The following is a 20,172-nucleotide window of genomic DNA, read 5'->3' on the forward strand; positions in this document are numbered from 1 at the left end:
GACGACGGTCAATGCGGTCATGATTGCTGCGGAATACCTCAAGCGCATCGCGGCCTGGTCGCGCCAACTGAACGAGCGGGAGATCGAGGCCGCGCGTGCCGGCATAGTGGAGAAATCCTACCGCGCCAACGAATTCATTTTCATGCGTGGCGACGCCTTCGACTACTGGACCGGCATCGTGACGGGGCTGGCGCGGATGGGCACGGTGTCGAGCGGCGGCAAGGCTGCGACGTTCGCCGGCCTCACGGCAGGAGCCTGGTTTGGCGAAGGCTCGATGCTGAAGAGCGAACCGCGTCGCTACGATATGGTTGCGATCCGGGACACCAGGCTGGCGCTGATGGATCGGGCCACATTCTTCTGGCTGTTCGAGAACAGCGTCGCGTTCAACCGCTTTCTGGTCCGGCAACTTAACGAACGGCTCGGCCAGTTCATCGGTGCGGTGGAACATGGCCGCACGCTCGACGCCACCAGCCGCGTCGCGCGTTCCATCGCCTCGCTGTTCAACCCGATCCTCTATCCCGACATGACGCGCCATCTTGAGATCACGCAGGAAGAAATCGGAGCGCTGTCCGGTATTTCGCGGCAAAACGCCAACCAGTGCCTGAAGCGACTGGAGAAGGAGGGCCTGCTGCGGCTCGAATATGGCGGCGTCACCATTGTCGAACTCGAAAGGCTACGCAACCACGGCGACTAGCCTTCTAAGGGCCTGATTTCAAACGGCTTTGGCGATAGACTTGGCACTGGCGCGATGCTAATGGCCCTGCGCGGCGGCAGCGTTTGGAGAAGTTATGGCGGGTCAGGACTCTAAGCGGCGCGTGGCGCTGATCACCGGCGTCACCGGCCAGGACGGCGCTTATCTCGCCGAATATCTGCTCGGCCTCGGCTACGAGGTCCACGGCATCAAGCGCCGGTCGTCCTCGTTCAATACCGCCCGCATCGATCACCTGTACCAGGACCCGCACGCCCGCACCCGGCCGTTCCTGCTGCACTACGGCGACATGACGGACTCGACCAATTTGATCCGGCTGATGCAGCAGATCAGACCGACCGAGATCTATAACCTCGCCGCCCAGAGCCATGTCGGCGTCAGCTTCGAGAGCCCGGAATATACCGCCAATGCCGACGCCATCGGCGTGCTGCGGCTTCTGGAAGCGATCCGCATTCTCGGCATGGAGAAGCAGACGCGGTTCTATCAGGCCTCGACCTCCGAGCTCTATGGCCTGGCGCAGGAGGTGCCGCAGAAGGAGACCACGCCGTTCTACCCGCGTTCGCCCTACGGCGTCGCAAAACTCTACGGCTACTGGATCACGGTGAACTACCGCGAGGCCTACGGCATGTTTGCCTCGAACGGCATCCTGTTCAACCATGAGAGCCCGATCCGCGGCGAGACGTTCGTCACCCGCAAGATCACCCGCGGCGTCGCCCGCATCGAGGTCGGCCTCGACGAGGCGCTCTATCTCGGCAATCTCGAAGCCAGGCGCGACTGGGGCCATGCGCGGGATTATGTCGAGGGCATGCACATGATCCTGCAGGCCGACAAGCCCGATGATTTCGTGCTGGCGACCGGCGAGGCGCGTTCGGTCCGCGAACTGGTCGAACTGGCCTTTGCGGAAGTCGGGCGCAGCATCGAATGGCGCGGCAAGGGTGTCGACGAGACCGGGCTCGACAAGGCATCCGGCAAAACGCTGGTCAGGATCGATCCTGAGTATTTTCGCCCGACGGAAGTCGATCTTCTTGTCGGCGATGCCAGCAAGGCGCGCGAGCAACTGGGCTGGAAGCCCAAGACCTCCTTCAACAAGATGATCAAGGAGATGGTTGCGAACGACATCGAAGACGCACGGCGGGAGGCGGCGGGTGGCAGGCATTCCATTTGAGCTGAAAGGCAAGACCGTCTACGTCGCCGGCCATCGCGGCATGGTCGGCTCCGCGCTGGTGCGCCGGCTGGCGCGCGAAGATGTCGAACTGCTCACGGCCGCCCGCGACGAGGTCGATCTGCGCGATCAGGCCGCGGTCATCAAATGGTTCGCGGCCAGGCGACCGCAGGTGGTATTCCTCGCCGCCGCCAGGGTCGGCGGCATCGTCGCCAACAACACGCTGCGCGCCGAATTCCTCTACGACAATCTGGCGATTGCGACAAACGTGATCCATGCCGCACATGTCAATGCTGCCGAGAAGCTGATGTTTCTCGGCTCGTCCTGCATCTATCCCAGGCTGGCGCCGCAGCCGCTGCGCGAGGACTCGATGTTGACGGGGCCGCTGGAGCCGACCAACGAGCCCTATGCGATTGCGAAGATCGCCGGCATCAAGATGGTGGAGGCCTATCGCAGCCAGTACGGCGCCGACTTCATCAACGTGATGCCCACCAATCTCTACGGCCGCGGCGACAATTACCATCCCGAATACAGCCACGTCGTCGCCGCGCTGATCCGCCGCTTCCACGAGGCGAAACATTCCGGTGCAGGGCAGGTCGCGGTCTGGGGTACCGGCACGCCGCGGCGCGAATTCCTCTATGTCGACGACCTCGCGGATGCCTGTATCCATTTGATGAAGACCTATTCGGATCACGAACTGGTCAATATCGGCACCGGCGAGGACATCACGATCGCCGAATTCGCCCGCGTGGTGGCGGCGGCTGTCGGCTACAGCGGCGAGATCAGCTTCGATACCTCGCGCCCGGACGGCACGCCGCGCAAGCTGCTCGATGTCAGCCGGCTGGCGAAGCTCGGCTGGCGCGCCAGCACCGGGCTCGAGGACGGCATCCGGCTTGCCTATCAGGCGTTCCTGAGCGAGCAGGCGGCCAAGGCCTAGCTCAGCCCCGGCGAGTTTGCCGCGGCAACGTTTGCGTGGCTTGCGGCGAAAACCGGTACACATTTTTCTCCATCATGCTCTAGGATATCGGCGCCGAGCGGCCACAAGAGCCGCCGGCACAGCAGAGGAAGCATGATGAAATATCAGCGTCGCCAATTCCTGCAGCTCGTCGCGGGCGCGGCCGCAGTCCCGGCCATGTCCACCACCGCAAGCGCGCAGGCCTATCCCTTGCGTCCGGTTCGCCTCGTGATCGGCTATACGCCCGGCGGCTCGGCGGACCTCACCGCGCGCCTGATGGGGCAGTGGCTGTCGGAAAAGCTCGGACAGTCCTTCGTCATCGAGAACCGTCCCGGCGGCGGCACCAACATCGCGACCGAGCAGGTGCTGCGCGCCACGCCTGACGGCTACACGCTGCTGCTGGTCGCGCCGGCGAACGCGATCAACGCCACGCTCTACGACAAGCTGCCGTTCGATTTCATCAAGGAGATGGAGCCGATCGCGGGCATCATCCGCTTCCCCAACGTCGTGGTGGTGCATCCGTCGCTGCCGATCAAGACGATCCCCGAACTGATCGCCTACGCGAAGGCCAATCCGGGCAAGCTCAACATGGCATCATCAGGCAACGGGTCGACGATCCACATGTCGGGCGAGCTGTTCAAGATGACCACCGGCATCAACATGGTGCATGTGCCGTACCGCGGCGGCGCGCCGGCGCTGACCGACATGCTCTCCGGTCAGATGCAGGTCATGTTCGACAACATTCCGACCTGCGCCGAGCACGTCAAATCCGGCAAGCTGCGCGGGCTCGCGGTCACCAGCACGGTTCGTTCGGAAGTGCTGCCGGACCTGCCGCTGGTCGCCGACTTCCTGCCGGGCTATGAGGCGAGTGCCTGGTACGGGCTTGCCGCGCCAAAGGGCACGCCCGCCGACATCGTCGACCGGCTGAACAAGGCGGTGAATGAAATCCTCGCCGATCCCAAGGCCAAGGCGCGCTTTACCGAACTCGGCGCGATGCTGCTGCCGGGCTCCGCCGCCGACTTCGGCAAGCTGGTGGCGGATGAAACCGAGAAGTGGGGCAAGGTGGTCAAGTTCGCGGGCGCCAAGGTGGAGTAGAGGCCGGGATCAATCGAGCTGACGACAAGACAAGACTTTGCCCGCAGCTCCACTTGTGGGCAAAGGCGGACGTGGCTCGGCCGACTTGATATCTGCAACCGAACCTGCGTGCCGGCATTGCGCATACAATCGTTCTAGTCGTGGCCGATGAGACGGCTCGGTCGCGCCGGTGATTAGGTGATTGGCTTTGCACCGCACTGCGGGATCGAGGTGCAACGCGGTGCACCTCGATCCCGCGAGCAAAAGGTTGATCCGAGCTTGCATCATCCACGAGTCGAACCTGAGCAGGTTTCCGTCGCGGCGCCCCCGCTGCGCCGAAGGTTGATGAACGACGAATTTATCCACGCGATCCACATTGGGAATGGGAAATCCTGGCCTATTAAGCTTGCTAAGTTAGGTTAATTAAATACTCTCCTTGCCCCGCGGGCCAATTGCAAGTGTTGAGTTGTTCTAGCTATATTATTCCAAGTAATGGGGTAGCGAGGTGAGAGGTTTGAAATTTACCGCTTTGCGGAACGCGTTAGCTTTGCTCCTTTTTGCATTCGTTGTTTTCGAACTTGGCCTCGCCGCTCGCAAATACGATCCGTTCCCGTACCCACAACTTCGGTCCTTGATAAACAGCTTCGCTCGCAGCGAGTCCGTGGGTGTCCTTGCGAGCCAATATTCCAGTAACTCCAAGCAAGTGATGATGGACAGAAACATTGAGAGTGCACTTTTGCCTCTCAAGGTTAGGGGCTTGCGGGTCAGTGATCATTTCCCCGTCGCAAAGGCTGCTGGCGGCATCACGGCGATCGGAGGCAGCGTTGTCGTCCTCGACAGACTTGGCCACCTCTTCTTGAGTGCGCCCGACGGAACACATCTCGATCGACTAGAGTTTCCGGCGCTTCCCAACAACATCGCAGACTACCTGAAAACGCCGGGCGCCGTGATCGATGAAAAGCGATTCCGCGCCTATGACGTCGAGTATCTGCCGTCTTCGAAAATGCTCGCAGTATCGCACGAATATTTCGATCGTGAGTTGCGCAAGACGAGGATGGCGGTGTCCGTGGTAACAATAGATGCGATGGCTATCCGGCCGACCGCGCCGTGGAAGACCATTTTTCTGAGCGATCCGGAGCCTGATGGTTCGAACGAAGAATCGGGCGGCAGATTGGCTGTCGGCCCGTCTGATAAATTGTACCTGACCATCGGCAGCTACTTCGCAGACACGGCGAAGGTTTCTCAAGATCCAGCGTCTTCATTCGGGAAGATCATCGAAATCAACATCGGCGGCGGTAGCCACAAGGTCGTCAGCCTCGGGCACCGGAACCCCCAAGGCTTGACTGTTACAAGGAATGGCGCGCTTTTCGCGACGGAACATGGCCCAAAGGGCGGTGACGAACTCAATTTGATTACCGAGGGATCCAACTACGGCTGGCCAAACGTCTCGCTGGGTACCGCATACGAGGGGTACGACAGCGAATACCAAGTGAATGCGGGAGAACACACGAGTTACCAGAGTCCTGTGTTTGCGTGGGTGCCTTCGATAGGGCCATCGAATTTGATTGAGGTCCGGGGATTCGACAAAAGGTGGGATGGCGATCTGCTCGTGGCCTCGCTGAAGGCAAATTCGCTCTTTCGAATGCGGTTGGAAGGCACGAGAGTCGTGTATGCCGAACCTATCCCGTTAGGTCAGCGCATCCGAGACATTCTGCAGTTGAGAGACGGGACTATCGTGCTGTGGACTGACGATACGCAGCTATTGTTTGTCTCCGTCGATCGTGAGCGACTTGCTGGAAACGTACGGCTAACGAGGAAAGTAAACGAAAGCCTTCATGCTGCGTGCATGTATTGCCACCATTTTGGACCCACGACCCCTGCCGACTTCGCTCCGACTCTCAGTAATATCTTCTCGCGAAAGATAGGTTCGGACAATTTCCATTATTCGGAGGCACTGAGGAGCAAGGAAGGGCGCTGGACCGATAAATCACTTAAGGAATTTCTTTCCAATCCTGCGAACTTCGCGAATGGCACCGCCATGCCGCCTCTCAACATAAATCCTGAAACAATCAAGGAAATAGTCGAGGTCCTCGTGCAAATCGAGCACGCGTCAAATTCCTTTGCTCCGGAAGAGCGGCGATAAACGGCCGCTCGCCACATAGCCCGCTCGCCCCTTTCAGGGGCATGGCAGGCGTGGCGTTCGTTCGGTCGTCGCATTTCTCAGATGCCCGCGGCCGCGCGCGGCGGATTCCTTCCAAGCGTCGTCGCCATCGCCGATATCAGCGGCCGCATGAAGAACGCGTCTTCGGCGGGATAGATATCGGTGCGCAGGCCGTGGGACTTCAATTCCTCCGACACCGCCGGTCCGACCGACGCGATCGGGGTCCGGTCGAGCCCTTGCCGTAACCGGTCCTCGCAGCCGCGCGCGCGCGCGACCTCGATCAGCCGGCGGATCTGACCGAGATTGGTCAGCGCGATGGCGTCGATGCGGCCTTCCGCCATCTCGTCGATCGCCTTGATGATGTTGCCGTCAGCGGCCTGCGCGTCATAGGCGTAGGGCAGTACGGTATCCACCTCGGCGCCTTGCGCCTTGATCGCGCCGATCAGGGTGCCGTGATCCTTGTCCGGATAAAGCTGCAGGCCGAGGCGATGGCCCCTGAGGTCGAGGCGCGACAGCATCTCGGCGACGCCTTCGGAGGTCGGCTTCTCCGTCGTGATCTGCGGCTCCAGGCCGATTTCGCGCAGCGCTTTTCCGGGTTTGGGTCCACGGGTGAATTTGCGCGCCTTGCCGAATGAGGCCACGAAGGCCTGCTCGACGTCGAGCCGCCGCGCCACCTTCATCAGCCGGCGCAGGCCTTCGCCCGTCAGCAGCACGACGTCGTCGAACGGCGTTTCGATCGACCGCCTGATCCAGGCCTCGACCGGTGCCGGCTCGACCGCGTCGTGGATGGTGAACATCGGACATTGCAGCACGTCGGCGCCCTGCTCAGTGAGCAGGCGGGAAAACTGCGCTTTCTCGCGCGTTTCCAGGATCAGGATGCGGTAACCGTTCAATCTGTCGGCCATGTCGTCGCTCCAACGCAGATGCCGCGTGCTTTGTTCATCCTTCCCCCGGTTTCGGGATTGGCGCAAGCGCGGGCGCGGTGATAGAGCAGGGCCGAAAACAACCGCTTCGCCCTTTTGCCTGAATTGTAGTCAGCTTCGCCATGCCGCATCACCAATTCGTCCTGACCCTTTCCTGCCCCGATCGCCCCGGAATCGTTTCGGCGGTGTCGACCTTCCTGGCCCATAACGGTCAGAACATTCTGGACGCCCAGCAGTTCGACGATGTCGAGACCCAAAAGTTCTTCATGCGGGTGGTGTTCACCGCCGCCGATCTCGCCGTCGAATTGCAGGCATTGCAGACCGGCTTCACCGCGATTGCCGACCGATTCAGCATGGAATGGCAGATGCGCGACCGCGCCAACCACCGCCGGGTGATGCTGCTGGTCTCCAAATCGGATCATTGCCTCGTCGATATCCTCTATCGCTGGCGCACCGGCGAACTCGAGATGATCCCGACGGCCATTGTCTCCAACCATCCGCGCGAGACCTACGGCTCGCTCGATTTCGGCGAGATCCCGTTTCACTGTCTGCCGGTCACCAAGGAAACCAAGCACGAGCAGGAAGAGGCGGTCTGGAAGCTGGTGCAGGACACCAGGACCGATCTCGTGGTGCTGGCGCGCTACATGCAGATTCTCTCGGACGAGATGTCGGCGAAACTGTCGGGGCGCTGCATCAACATCCACCACTCGTTCCTGCCGGGCTTCAAGGGCGCGCGTCCCTACCACCAGGCTCATGAGCGCGGCGTCAAGCTGATCGGCGCCACCGCGCATTACGTCACACGCGACCTCGATGAAGGCCCGATCATCGACCAGGACGTCGAGCGCATCAGCCACCGCGATACGCCGGAAGATCTTTCCCGCAAGGGCCGCGACATCGAGCGCCGCGTGCTGGCCCGCGCCATGCGCCATCACCTCGAGGATCGCGTCATCCTGAACGGCCGCAAGACCGTGGTGTTCATGGATTGATAGCTATCGGCCCAGCGTCAGCGAGGCTGCGCCTGCGATGAAGTCCCGGGCTTTGCTTCCTCGCCGCGTTCGGCTGCCGGCAACAGGCGCTTCCGCTCGCGCTCCCTCATGTACTCGTCGTATTTCGCCGTCCCCGGACGGGGCGGCGCATCGGCAGGCAGCCCGCCGGCCCACGCCGGGATGGCGTCGCTGACACCGCCTGCGACTTTGTCATTGATGGTTCCGCAACCCGCCAGGCCGCCGCCGGCGAGGGCAACGGTGAGGATCGTGGCAATGTGGCGCGCGCTGATCGACATGGGCTGGAGGTTACAAGCTCACCCTTTCGGATGGATTTAGGGCGGCGCACGCCCAGGAACCAGTGCTGGGAACCAGTGCTGACGCTTCTTTGTTGACAGGACCATTTGATTTGTACAATCGTACAAATCACCGATCGATCGAAGACTTTGGTTCAGCCAACGTTGGATCTTATTATAGTACCGCATGGCTTTTTGCGATCCTGGCGTGTGTGAGGGGTCTTCACTGCGCCATTGGTCCGATTGACAACAGGGCGGCCAAGGACGCCATGTTGCCGCGCTACCTGGCCGAAAAACCGGGTTATGGTGAGAGATCAGGGGCCGGGGACTCGGCTCGAGACACAAGGCCGATCAGGGGGAGAGGATGCTCATGTCTATTCGCAGTCAATTGTTGCTGGCCGCAGGTTCCGTCGCCGCGATGCTGGCGTTTGCGCCGGCGCACGCCCAGGAGACCGTCAAGATCGGCCTGATCCTGCCGATGACCGGCGGTCAGGCCTCGACCGGCAAGCAGATCGACAACGCGGTCAAGCTCTACATGCAACAGAACGGCGACACCGTCGCCGGCAAGAAGATCGAGGTCATCCTCAAGGACGACGCGGCGGTTCCCGACAACACCAAGCGCCTGGCGCAGGAACTGATCGTCAACGACAAGGTCAATTTCATCGCCGGCTTCGGCGTGACCCCGGCTGCGCTTGCCGCCGCCCCGCTGGCGACGCAAGGCAAGGTTCCGGAAATCGTGATGGCGGCGGGCACCTCGATCATCACCGAGCGCTCGCCCTATATCGTGCGCACCTCGTTCACGCTGGCGCAGTCCTCGACCATCATCGGTGACTGGGCTGCCAAGAACGGCATCAAGAAGGTCGCGACGCTGACCTCCGACTATGCGCCCGGCAACGATGCGCTGACCTTCTTCAAGCAGAACTTCACCGCCGGTGGCGGGGAGATCGTCGAAGAGGTGAAGGTGCCGCTGCAAAATCCTGATTTCGCTCCATTTCTGCAGCGCATGAAGGACGCCAAGCCCGACGCCGTGTTCGTTTTCGTGCCGGCCGGGCAGGGCGGCAACTTCATGAAGCAATATGCCGAACGCGGCCTCGACAAGGCCGGCATCAAGGTGATCGGCCCCGGCGACGTGATGGACGACGACCTGCTCAACGGCATGGGCGATGCCGCGCTCGGCACGGTGACGGCGCATCTCTATTCCGCCGCGCATCCCTCGGCGGCCAACAAGGAATTCGTCGCCGCCTACAAGAAGGCGTTCGGGCAGCGCCCGGGCTTCATGGCGGTCGGCGGCTATGACGGCATCCGCCTGATCTACGAGGCGCTGAAGAAGACCGGCGGCAAGACCGACGGCGACGCGCTGATCGCGGCCATGAAGGGCATGAAGTGGGAGAGCCCGCGCGGCCCGATCTCGATTGATCCGGAAACCCGCGACATCGTGCAGAACATCTACATCCGCAAGGTCGAGAAGGTCGATGGCGAACTCTACAATGTCGAGTTCGCGACCTTCGAGGCGGTGAAGGATTCCGGCAAGACCAAGAAGTGACGCTGGCTTCGGCGTCATTCCGGGGCGCATCGCACCCTCCACGTCATGCCCGGGCAAAAGCGCGAAGCGCGTCTTCGCGCAGATGACCCGGGCATCCACGTCCTTCCGTGCGGCGAGAAAGACGTGGATGGCCGGGACAAGCCCGGCCATGACGACATCGCCAGTTCGTTGCCGTTCTCAAGCTTGGCTGACCTCGTCTGAATGACCACGCTGTTCACCATCCTGTTCGACGGTGTCGCCTACGGCATGCTGCTGTTCGTGCTGGCCTGCGGGCTGGCGGTGACGCTCGGCCTGATGAATTTCGTCAATCTGGCCCATGGCGCCTTCGCCATGGCCGGGGGCTATGTCTGCGCCGTGCTGGTGAATAATTCCGGCTGGCCGTTCTTCGCGGCGCTGCCGCTGGCCTTTGTCTCGGCCGCGGCGATCGGGGTGCTATTGGAGCGCACGCTCTACCGCCATCTCTACACCCGCAGCCATCTCGACCAGGTGCTGTTCACGATCGGCCTGACCTTCATGTCGGTGGCTGCCGTCGACTACATCATGGGATCGTCGCGGATCTTCATCAAATTGCCGGCGGCGCTGGAAGGCCAGTTCGATTTCTTCGGCGTCGGCATCGGTCGTTATCGCCTGATGATCATCGTGATCTGCGGCCTGCTTACAGTGGCGCTGCAATTGATCCTGTCGAAAACCCGGTTTGGCAGCCGTCTGCGCGCCGCGGTCGACGATCCCCGTGCCGCAAGCGGCCTCGGCATCAACGTGCCCCAGGTCTTCGCCTTCACCTTCGCCTTCGGCTGCGGACTGGCCGGTCTCGGCGGCGCGCTCAGCGCCGAAATCCTCGGGCTCGATCCGTATTTTCCGCTGAAGTTCATGATCTACTTCCTGATCGTGGTCACCGTCGGCGGCTCCTCCAGCATCACCGGGCCGTTCCTCGCTTCGCTCCTGCTCGGCATCGGCGATGTCGCCGGCAAATATTACGTGCCAAAGATGGGCCCATTCGTCATCTACACCATCATGATCGTGATCCTGATCTGGCGTCCGAACGGCCTGTTCGGCCGCGCCGCCGCGCGGTGAGGCTGCGATGACCGCCACCTCCGACGTCTCATCCCACGCTATGGCCCGCGCCCGCTGGCGCCCCGCCGAGATCGCGTTCTGGATTCTCGCGCTGTCCTGCGCGTTCCTGTTTCCGTCCCGTTACCTGATCATGACCGATATTCTGCGGCTGGCGTTGTTCACGCTGTCGCTCGACCTGATCCTCGGCTACGCCGGCATCGTCTCGTTGGGGCATGCGGCCTTCTTCGGTGTCGGCGCCTATTCGGCGGGCTTGTTGGCGCTGCATGGCATCGTCAACGAGCCGGTCATTGCGCTGGTCGTCGCGGGGCTCGTCGCCATGGTGCTCGGCTTCCTCACGAGTTTCCTCGTGATCCGCGGCGTCGACCTGACGCGGCTAATGGTTACGCTCGGCATCGCGCTGCTCTTGGAGGCGCTGGCCGAACGCTTCTCCAACATCACCGGCGGCACCGACGGCCTTCAAGGCATCGAGATGCAGCCGATCCTCGGCATGTTCGCCTTCGACATGTTCGGCAAGACCGGCTTCTTCTACTCGCTGATCGTGCTGTTCCTGCTGTTTCTGCTGGCGCGGCGGATCGTCAATTCGCCGTTTGGGCTGTCGCTGCGCGCGATCAAGAACAATCCGCTGCGGGCGTCCGCCATCGGCGTGCCCGTCAACCGCCGCCTGGTCGCGATCTATACGGTGGCGGCGTTCTATGCCGGCATTGCCGGCGCGCTGTTCACGCAAACCACGGCGCTGGCCTCGCTCGACGTGTTCGCCTTCGAGCGCTCCGCCGATCTGATGCTGGTGCTGGTGATCGGCGGCACCGGTTATCTCTATGGTGGACTGATCGGCGCCGTCGTCTTCAAGATGCTGCAGGAACTGTTTCAGACCATCACGCCGCAATACTGGCTGTTCTGGATCGGCCTCGTTCTGGTCGTGATGGTGCTGATCGGCCGCGAGCGCATCCATCGCTGGGTGCTGTGGGGGCCGAACCTCGTCATGCGTCAGGTCTTCGGACGCAAGGCGGGTGTCGCCGTTCCCGAGAGCGATGCGCCATGACGATCGCGCTCGAAACCAGGGGACTGGAGAAATCGTTCGGGGGCCTGCGGGTCACCCGTGATCTGTCGCTGAAGGTGGAGCAGGGCGCGCGCCACGCGCTGATCGGGCCGAATGGCGCGGGCAAGACCACCGTGATCAATCTCCTGACCGGCGTGCTGAAGCCCAATGGCGGGCGGATCCTGCTCGAGGGCAACGACATCACCGATCTCGCCGTTCACAAGCGGGTGCTGCGCGGACTGTCGCGCACCTTCCAGATCAATCAGCTCTATGCCGACCTGACCCCGCTGGAGACGGTGGGGCTTGCGGTCTCCGAACGGCTCGGCCGCGGCGGCGACTGGTGGCGGCGGATGGGCACGCGTGGCGACGTCAACGAGGAGATCGCGGACACGCTCGGGCGCTTTCATCTGCTCGACGTGATGAACGAGCCCACCGCGACGCTGCCCTATGGCAAGCAACGCCTGCTCGAAATTGCGGTTGCGATCGCGACCCGGCCACGTGTGCTGCTGCTCGACGAACCGGCCGCCGGCGTGCCCGAAAGCGAGCGGCACGACATTCTGGCGGCGGTCGCCGCGCTGCCGCGCGACGTCACGGTCTTGCTGATCGAGCACGACATGGATCTGGTGTTTTCCTTTGCCGACCGTATCTCGGTGCTGGTCAACGGCGCCATGCTGGTGGAGGGTCCGCCGGACCAGGTGGCGCGGGATCCGCAGGTGAAGGCGGTCTATCTCGGCGAGGCCGCCGATGCCTGATCTCCTTGCGATCGATGCCTTGCGCGCCGGCTACGGCGAAGCCGTCGTGCTGCCCTCGATGTCGCTGACCCTCGGCGAGGGGCAGGTGCTGGCGCTGCTCGGCCGCAACGGCACCGGCAAGACCACGCTGATCAATTCGATCGTCGGCATCACCCGCCGCTTCGGCGGCTCGATTGCGCTTGATGGGCTGGATGTCACCGCGATGCGCCCGGACCAGCGGGCGCGGGCCGGGATCGGCTGGGTGCCGCAGGAGCGCAACATCTTTCGCTCGCTGACCGTCGAGGAGAACATGACGGCGGTGGCCCAGCCCGGGCCCTGGACCGTGGAGAAGGTCTACGAGATGTTTCCGCGGCTGAAGGAGCGGCGCAACAATTTCGGCAACCAGCTTTCCGGCGGCGAGCAGCAGATGCTGGCGATCGGCCGCGCGCTCACCCTCAATCCAAAAGTCCTGCTGCTGGACGAGCCGACCGAGGGACTGGCGCCGATCATCGTTGAGGAATTGTTAAGGGCGCTCGGCACGATCACCCGCTCCGGTGGAATCTGCTCGATCATCGTCGAGCAGAATGCGCAAAAGATTCTGGGGCTGGCCGATCGGGTTGTGATATTGGAACGCGGCGCAATCGTGCATGATGCCGCCAGCAGCGCGCTGAAGGCCGATCCCGCCGTGCTCGAACGCTATCTCGGCGTCGCCGGCGCCGCCGCGCATTAGATTTGCCGCGCACTAGATTGATGGGAGTTGAGACCATGCAGAGAACCAAGCCCCCGTTCCGCGCCGACGAGGTCGGCAGCCTGTTGCGGCCGCCGCGCATCAAGGAGGCGCGCGCCAAATTGGAGAAGGGCGAGATCACGCCGGAGGATCTGCGCAAGGCCGAAGACCTCGAGATCGAGAAGGTCGTGCACCGGCAGGCCTCGGTCGGCCTGAAGCTCGCGACCGACGGCGAATTCCGCCGCTCCTGGTGGCATTTCGATTTCCTCGCCAAGCTGACGGGCTGCGAACTGTTCCACCCGGAAACCGGCATTCAGTTCGCGGGCGTCGAGACCCGCCATGACGCCGTCCGCGTCATCGGCAAGCTCGATTTCCCCGACGACCATCCGATGCTGGATCACTTCCGCTTCCTGAAGAAACACGCCGACAAGGCGCATGTCACGGCGAAGATGACGATCCCGTCGCCGGCGGTGCTGCATTTCCGTGGCGGCCGCAAGGCGATTTCGAAGGAGGTCTATCCCGATCTGGAGGAGTTCTTCCTCGATCTCGGCAAGACCTATCGCAAGGCGGTCAAGGCGTTCTACGACGCCGGCTGCCGATACCTGCAGTTCGACGATACCGTGTGGGCCTATCTCTGCTCGCAGGACGAACTGCAGAAGGCGCGGGACCGCGGCGACAATCCCGACGGCCTGCAGCAGACCTACGCCCGCATCATCAACTATGCGCTGGCCGATCGGCCGGCCGACATGGTTGTGACCACCCATGTCTGCCGCGGCAATTTCCGCTCGACCTGGATTTCCTCCGGCGGCTACGAGCCGGTCGCGGAGACCATGCTGGCCGGCACCAATTACGACGGCTATTTCCTGGAATATGATTCCGACCGCGCCGGTGGCTTCGAGCCGCTGCGCTATCTGCCCAAGGGCGACAAAGTGGTGGTGGTCGGCGTCATCACCTCGAAGTTCGGCGAGCTGGAGAAGAAGGACGACATCAAGCGCCGCCTCGAGGAAGCCGCCAAATTCGCGCCGCTCGAGCAGCTCGCGGTGTCGCCGCAATGCGGCTTTGCCTCCACCGAGGAGGGCAACATCCTCTCCGAGGAAGAGCAGTGGGCCAAGCTCAGCCTCGCGGTGGAAGTCGCGAACGAGGTGTGGGGGAAGTGACGCGCAGCGCCATCCCGGGGCGCGCGTGAGCGCGAACCCGGGATGACGGTGTGAAGTCACACCGTCACCTCTCCGCCAGATACACCTCGCCCAGCAGCGACGAATTCGACCACGGCACCTGCTTGCCCCTGGTCGCAGCGACGACTTCGGCGCGCACGCGCGTCAGCATCTGCTGTACCTCCAGCCCGGGTCTGCCGATGTGGCGCGTCAGCGCTGCCGAGAACGGGCTGTTGGCGCCTTCGCCATCGAGCGCGACCTGTCCTGGTGCGGTAGCGAAGGCGATCAGCGTGCCCGCGCCGCGCGTCGCGCCGGCGCCGAGCGTCGAGGGCGCGGCCAGCCCCGAGCCCACCTCGATATCGCGGGCAGGTCCCGCGGATGCCACTTTCGGCGCCATCGGATTGTTGCGGCAGGCGTCGAGGATCAGGATGTTGGTGCGGACCTGATCGTCGAGGCCGGCCATGATCGTATCCATGTCCATCATCGCTTCGGTGACGCCGCTGCCGGGGCGCAACTGGATGTCGACCGGCACCAGATAATTGCGGCCGTCGATCTGCACGCCGTGACCGGCGTAGTAGACTACCGCGACCTGCGCCCGTATGGCCTCGCGCAGGAAGTCGCGGATCGTCGCCTGCATGCCGGCGCGGTCGAGGTCGGTGCCTTCGGTTACCGCGAAGCCGATCTCGCGAAGGCTCTTCGCCATCGCGCGCGCATCGTTGGTCGGGTTGGGCAGCGCCTTGACATAGGCGTAGGCGCTGTTGCCGATCACCAGCGCCACCCGTCGGCTCGTGTCGGCGTGCCGGCGCTGCTCCGCGGCGGGTGGCGGCGGCGCCCTTGCCGCACCCGCCGGCTTGGCCGGGGCCGCGCTCGGCGCTGCGACCGCGTCCTTTGTCATCCGCGGAGAGGGCGGCGCGATCGCGTCGGATAATAGCGAGAGACGAACTTTTGCGGTTGCCTGATTGGCCTTGCTGCCGGCGTCCGAGGCCTTGCCTTCGAGCGCCGCGGCGTAATCCTGCCGGGCCCGGACCAGATCGCCCTTGGCCTCGTAGGCGAGGGCGCGCTGGCTGTAGGCCGAAATGAGCACGCTGCCGGGCGGCGTCATGATGTTGACCGGCGCCTTCGCCCTGGCCAGCCGGATCGCTTCGGAGGCATCGGCAATGGCGCGATCGAAATCGCCCTTCGCGCGCCAGATCACCGAGCGGCTGGTCAGCGGCTGCGGCAATTGCGGGTCGAGGCGGATCGCTTCGTTGATATCGGCCAGCGCGCCGTCGAGATCGCCGAGCGCCCGTTTCGATATGCCACGGTTCTGAAACGAGAAGGCGGACGGCGGACCATATTTGATCGATTGATCGTAGTCGGCGATCGCCTTGGCGTATTCGCCCTTGTCGCGCCAGGCGTTGCCGCGGTTATGAAAGAGGATGCCGCTCGGCGGCCCCATGCGTATGCCGTCGTTGAAGTCTGAAATCGCGATGTCGTACTCACCCTTGTCGTAATAGGCCGAGCCGCGCAGATTATAGGCGGCGACGCTCGCATGCAGGCGGATCGCATCGCTGGCATCCGTGATCACCTGCGCGTAGTTGCCCTTCTTGTTCCAGCCGACCGCGCGCCAGAAATAGATGGTCGCGAGTTTCTCGCCGGAAAACACCTTCAGCGCGATGATCTTGCTGCAGGCGTCGATCTGCTGATCGGCCGGCGTGGTGTCGGTGGTGCAGAGCGGCCCAAGCTGGCTGCGCGGCTGGGCGAGGGAGGGCGCCGACCATAGGGCGGCGGCGAGCAAGGCAAGTATCAGGATTGCGCGGCGCATCAGGTCCCCGTGATTGGCGGTCGCAAGTGGCGGATACTGCTTTGTTGCCTTCCGGAAAGCCGGGGTTCAAGGCCGCCGTCGGTGCTTCCGGGGCGCCCGTAATAGGGGTTTCCTTTGGTGGGAAGATCGTGGTAGGAAGCCCCCGTCACTTCGTGCTGCCCACCGATATTTCCCAATACCCCGCCCGATGAAGAACGATCAGATCCTCAGCCAGATCACCGAGTTCTGCCGCCACTCGGACATGGCGGAGACCACCTTCGGTCGCCGGGTGGTCAACGACGGCAAGCTGGTGCACCGGCTGCGCGAGGGCAAGCGCATCACGATCGACACGCTGGATCGCATCCAGGGCTATATCGCGGCGTCCACCGGCGTGCTGCCGCCGCCGCGCGGCCTCGACGTGCCGCCCGAAAAGCGCGATCCACGGGGCAATTTCCGCTTTTTCGAGAACCGCCAGAAATACCTGCTGTTCGTCCATACCTGCAGCGAAAAGCGGGTAATTGCCGAACGGGTAGGGCTGGAACTTGCCAGCCTGCACCCGCGGCCACCCGCGCTGCGGGTCTTCGACGCCGGCGTCGGCGACGGAACGGTGCTGGCGCGCGTGATGCGCACGATGCACGGCCGGTTTCCCCACATGCCGTTCTATATCGCCGGCAAAGAGCTCAGCCTGGAGGACGTCCGGCTGACCCTCGACAAGGTCCCTGACCGGCTGTTCGAACACCCGGCCACCGTGGTCGTCCTGACCAACATGCACTACGCGGAGGCGCCCTGGCTGACGCCGGCCTCGCCCGCGGCCGCCGCTGGGATGATCTGGCACGAGGTCGCCCTGCGAGGCGCTTCCTCGGGAGAATTCGAGACCCAGATCGCCGAGTTGGGACCGTTTCTGGAACAGAACTGGCGGGCCAATATCGGCCCCAAATCCGGCATGCCGATCTATGAGCGCCCGGTGGCGCTGGTGCTGTACCGGGAGGATCACCGGTTCCTGCTCGATTCGATCATCCCCCGTGCAGGCCGGACCGAAGCCAATTTCGACCTTGTGATCGCATCCCAGCCCTACCGTGCCAAATCCTCTGTGAATTTTCGCGCCAAGCGGATCATTGCACCGCTGGCCCGCAGCTTGCGGGCCGGCGGGCGTCTGATTGGAATTCACTCCCACGGTCACGATCCCGGCCTGGAAATCATCCAGTCGGTCTGGCCGGGGGAAAATCCTTTCGCCGTCAGCCGCCATGAGCTATTGCGCGCGGTGAAATATGAACTCGGATCGGCCGGGCGCGACCTGAACTTTAATGCCTACGCCGATAACCGTTCGATCTTTCGTTATGATATGGAAGCGCTGCCCAACGAGGTCACCGGCTCGATCGGAACCTCGACAGCCTTTGCAGCGTGGAATGCGGCGGTGTATGTCGCCCAGATCGAAGACGACCGGTTGACGGAAATGACTGAAAACAGCCGGGCCCTCGACGCTACGCGAGAGGTTCTGCGCAAGCACAACGGGCTTTGGTTTTACGACGAATCCTACGTCATTTCGCGCCGTCGCGACTGACATTCCGGGATAGATCACAGACAGCCGCCGGAAGGCCGGCGGAAACAAGGGGTTTTTGATGCGCGCGTCTTATTTGTTCACCAGCGAGTCGGTTTCCGAGGGGCATCCGGACAAGGTCTGCGACCGAATATCCGACGAGATCGTCGATCTGTTTTTCCGTGAGGGCCCGAAGGCCGGCATCGACCCCTGGGCGATCCGCGCGGCGTGCGAGACGCTCGCCACCACCAACAAGGTGGTCATCGCCGGTGAGACCCGCGGACCCAAATCCGTCACCAACGACCACATCGAAGCGGTCGTCCGCGAAGCGATCAAGGACATCGGTTACGAGCAGGAAGGCTTCCACTGGCAGAAGGCCGACATCGAAATCCTGCTGCATCCGCAGTCCGCCGACATCGCGCAGGGCGTCGACGCGCTGCAGCCCGGCACCAATAAGGAAGAAGGCGCCGGCGACCAGGGCATCATGTTCGGCTACGCCACCAACGAGACGCCGGACCTGATGCCGGCCCCGATCTTCTACGCCCACAAGATCCTGCGCCTGATCTCCGAAGCCCGCCACGCCGGCAAGGAGAAGGTGCTTGGCCCGGACTCCAAGAGCCAGGTCACCGTGCAGTATGAAAACGGCAAGCCGGTCGGCGTCCGCGAGATCGTGGTTTCGCATCAGCACCTCGTCGAGGACATGACCTCGAGCCAGGTTCGCGAAGTTGTCGAACCCTATGTGCGCGAGGCGCTGCCGGAGGGCTGGATCAACGGCAAGACCATCTGGCACATCAATCCGACCGGCAAGTTCTTCATCGGCGGTCCAGATGGCGATGCGGGCCTGACCGGCCGCAAGATCATCGTCGACACCTATGGTGGCGCGGCCCCGCATGGTGGCGGCGCATTCTCGGGCAAGGACCCGACCAAGGTGGATCGTTCGGCCGCCTATGCCGCGCGCTACGTCGCCAAGAACATCGTCGCCGCCGGTCTCGCGGACCGCTGCACGCTGCAACTCGCCTACGCGATCGGCGTGGCGCGGCCGCTGTCGATCTATATCGATACCCATGGCACCGGAAAGGTGCCTGAGGAACAGCTCGAGCAGGCGGCTGCGAAGGCGATGGATCTGACGCCGCGCGGCATCCGCACCCATCTCGACCTCAACCGTCCGATCTACGCGCGCACCTCGGCCTACGGCCATTTCGGCCGCACGCCCGACAATGAAGGCGGCTTCTCCTGGGAGAAGACCGACCTGGTCGAACCGCTCAAGCGCGCGCTCTGATGCTCCTGCCTCGCCCCGCTTGCGGGGTGAGGTCGCCGCGAAGCGGCGGGTGAGGGCGACTCTCCGCGGGCTCAGTGCGCGGATGCAGCCCCTCACCCGGACCCTCTCCCCGCAACAACGGGGCGAGGGGGAAGGCCGCGTCACATGGCGTTCGGCTCGCTTTGTTACTGACACGCTGGACCCACCGACTAGGAAAACAACATGAACGCCCCGACGAAGCCCGCCTTCACCGACTACATCGTCAAGGACATCTCGCTCGCCGATTTCGGCCGCAAGGAGATCTCGCTGGCAGAGACCGAAATGCCCGGCCTGATGGCGACGCGCGAGGAATACGGCCCGAAGCAGCCGTTGAAGGGTGCGCGCATCGCCGGCTCCCTGCACATGACGATCCAGACCGCTGTTCTCATCGAGACGCTGGCGGCGCTCGGCGCCGACATCCGCTGGGTGTCGTGCAACATCTATTCGACGCAGGACCATGCTGCGTCCGCGATCGCGGCGGCCGGCATTCCGGTGTTCGCCATCAAGGGCGAGACGCTCGCCGAATATTGGGACTACACCGCCAAGCTGTTCGACTGGCACGGCGGCGGCACGCCCAACATGATCCTCGATGACGGCGGCGACGCCACCATGCTGGTGCATGCCGGCTACCGTGCCGAGCACGGCGACACCGCCTTCCTCGACAAGCCGACTTCAGAGGAAGAGGAAATCTTCTACGCGCTCGTCAAGCGCCTGCTGAAGGAGAAGCCGAAGGGCTACTTCGCGGAGATCGCGAAGAACATCAAGGGCGTTTCGGAGGAGACCACCACGGGCGTCCATCGTCTTTACGAGATGGCGAACAAGGGCACGCTGCTGTTCCCGGCGATCAACGTCAACGACAGCGTCACCAAGTCGAAGTTCGACAATCTCTACGGCTGCCGAGAGTCGCTGGTCGACGGCATCCGTCGCGGCACCGACGTGATGATGTCCGGCAAGATCGCGATGGTCGCGGGCTTTGGCGACGTCGGCAAGGGCTCGGCGGCCTCGCTGCGCCAGGCCGGCTGCCGCGTCA

18 protein-coding genes are annotated in these 20,172 nt (G+C 63.3%); 15 read left to right on the top strand and 3 right to left on the bottom strand.

What is annotated here, in order from left to right; all coding sequences use genetic code 11:
• The first annotated feature begins 19 nt into the window (after positions 1-19).
• From V7E26_RS03985 to V7E26_RS04005, 5 genes are all read left to right on the top strand, one after another.
• The gene (locus V7E26_RS03985; protein ID WP_324413753.1) at positions 20-694 is read left to right on the top strand and encodes a Crp/Fnr family transcriptional regulator; all 675 of its coding nucleotides are present in this window, start codon (positions 20-22) and stop codon (positions 692-694) included.
• A 94-nt stretch (positions 695-788) separates the two neighbouring features.
• Complete coding sequence (gene gmd / locus V7E26_RS03990) at positions 789-1,874, top strand: GDP-mannose 4,6-dehydratase (RefSeq protein ID WP_324413720.1); 1,086 nt, start codon at positions 789-791, stop codon at positions 1,872-1,874.
• On the top strand, positions 1,855-2,808 hold the full coding sequence (fcl, locus tag V7E26_RS03995) for a GDP-L-fucose synthase (RefSeq protein WP_324413722.1): 954 nt from the start codon (positions 1,855-1,857) through the stop codon (positions 2,806-2,808). The genes gmd and fcl overlap by 20 nt, the downstream gene beginning before the upstream one ends.
• A 135-nt stretch (positions 2,809-2,943) precedes the next feature.
• Positions 2,944-3,921, top strand: coding sequence for a Bug family tripartite tricarboxylate transporter substrate binding protein (locus V7E26_RS04000; protein WP_324413724.1), 978 nt, complete (start codon positions 2,944-2,946; stop codon positions 3,919-3,921).
• 493 nt (positions 3,922-4,414) lie between these two features.
• Positions 4,415-6,043, top strand: coding sequence for a PQQ-dependent sugar dehydrogenase (locus V7E26_RS04005; RefSeq protein WP_324413726.1), 1,629 nt, complete (start codon positions 4,415-4,417; stop codon positions 6,041-6,043).
• A gap of 77 nt (positions 6,044-6,120) precedes the next feature.
• On the opposite strand, the gene V7E26_RS04010 is transcribed toward V7E26_RS04005, so the two are convergent.
• Positions 6,121-6,966, bottom strand: a complete 846-nt coding sequence (locus tag V7E26_RS04010; protein WP_324413728.1) for a uroporphyrinogen-III synthase — start codon at positions 6,964-6,966, stop codon at positions 6,121-6,123.
• Between the two features lie 140 nt (positions 6,967-7,106).
• Here V7E26_RS04010 and purU point away from each other — a divergent pair, with 140 nt between their 5' ends.
• The gene (gene purU, locus V7E26_RS04015) at positions 7,107-7,970 is read left to right on the top strand and encodes a formyltetrahydrofolate deformylase (RefSeq protein ID WP_324413730.1); all 864 of its coding nucleotides are present in this window, start codon (positions 7,107-7,109) and stop codon (positions 7,968-7,970) included.
• Positions 7,971-7,987: 17 nt separating this feature from the next.
• On the opposite strand, the gene V7E26_RS04020 is transcribed toward purU, so the two are convergent.
• Entirely contained in the window at positions 7,988-8,266 is a 279-nt protein-coding gene (locus V7E26_RS04020) for a hypothetical protein (RefSeq protein WP_324413732.1), read from the bottom strand.
• Positions 8,267-8,633: 367 nt separating this feature from the next.
• Between V7E26_RS04020 and V7E26_RS04025 the strand changes: the two genes are divergently transcribed.
• The 6 genes from V7E26_RS04025 (at position 8,634) to V7E26_RS04050 (ending at position 14,528) form a co-directional block, all read left to right on the top strand.
• Entirely contained in the window at positions 8,634-9,806 is a 1,173-nt protein-coding gene (locus V7E26_RS04025; RefSeq protein WP_324413734.1) for an ABC transporter substrate-binding protein, read from the top strand.
• A gap of 201 nt (positions 9,807-10,007) precedes the next feature.
• A complete protein-coding gene (locus tag V7E26_RS04030; protein WP_324413736.1) occupies positions 10,008-10,877 on the top strand; it encodes a branched-chain amino acid ABC transporter permease in 870 nt (289 codons plus the stop codon).
• A gap of 7 nt (positions 10,878-10,884) precedes the next feature.
• Positions 10,885-11,916, top strand: coding sequence for a branched-chain amino acid ABC transporter permease (locus tag V7E26_RS04035; RefSeq protein WP_324413738.1), 1,032 nt, complete (start codon positions 10,885-10,887; stop codon positions 11,914-11,916).
• Positions 11,913-12,665 (top strand): ABC transporter ATP-binding protein, encoded by a 753-nt coding sequence (locus tag V7E26_RS04040; RefSeq protein WP_324413741.1) that lies wholly within the window; start codon positions 11,913-11,915, stop codon positions 12,663-12,665. The genes V7E26_RS04035 and V7E26_RS04040 overlap by 4 nt, the downstream gene beginning before the upstream one ends.
• Entirely contained in the window at positions 12,658-13,374 is a 717-nt protein-coding gene (locus V7E26_RS04045; protein WP_324413743.1) for an ABC transporter ATP-binding protein, read from the top strand. Before V7E26_RS04040 ends, V7E26_RS04045 begins: the two co-directional genes overlap by 8 nt.
• Positions 13,375-13,409: 35 nt before the next feature.
• Entirely contained in the window at positions 13,410-14,528 is a 1,119-nt protein-coding gene (locus V7E26_RS04050) for a cobalamin-independent methionine synthase II family protein (protein ID WP_324413745.1), read from the top strand.
• Between the two features lie 64 nt (positions 14,529-14,592).
• On the opposite strand, the gene V7E26_RS04055 is transcribed toward V7E26_RS04050, so the two are convergent.
• Complete coding sequence (locus V7E26_RS04055; protein ID WP_324413747.1) at positions 14,593-16,329, bottom strand: caspase family protein; 1,737 nt, start codon at positions 16,327-16,329, stop codon at positions 14,593-14,595.
• A 187-nt stretch (positions 16,330-16,516) separates the two neighbouring features.
• Here V7E26_RS04055 and V7E26_RS04060 point away from each other — a divergent pair, with 187 nt between their 5' ends.
• The 3 genes from V7E26_RS04060 to V7E26_RS04070 all read left to right on the top strand — a co-directional run.
• On the top strand, positions 16,517-17,869 hold the full coding sequence (locus V7E26_RS04060; RefSeq protein ID WP_324413754.1) for a hypothetical protein: 1,353 nt from the start codon (positions 16,517-16,519) through the stop codon (positions 17,867-17,869).
• A gap of 58 nt (positions 17,870-17,927) precedes the next feature.
• Positions 17,928-19,124, top strand: a complete 1,197-nt coding sequence (metK, locus tag V7E26_RS04065) for a methionine adenosyltransferase (protein ID WP_324413749.1) — start codon at positions 17,928-17,930, stop codon at positions 19,122-19,124.
• 201 nt (positions 19,125-19,325) lie between these two features.
• Positions 19,326-20,172, top strand: an 847-nt coding sequence (locus tag V7E26_RS04070; RefSeq protein WP_324413751.1) for an adenosylhomocysteinase, incomplete at its 3' end; no start/stop codon positions are given.

The organism is Bradyrhizobium sp. (genome assembly GCF_036735945.1).
In the GTDB taxonomy this organism is placed as follows: Bacteria; Pseudomonadota; Alphaproteobacteria; order Rhizobiales; family Xanthobacteraceae; genus Bradyrhizobium.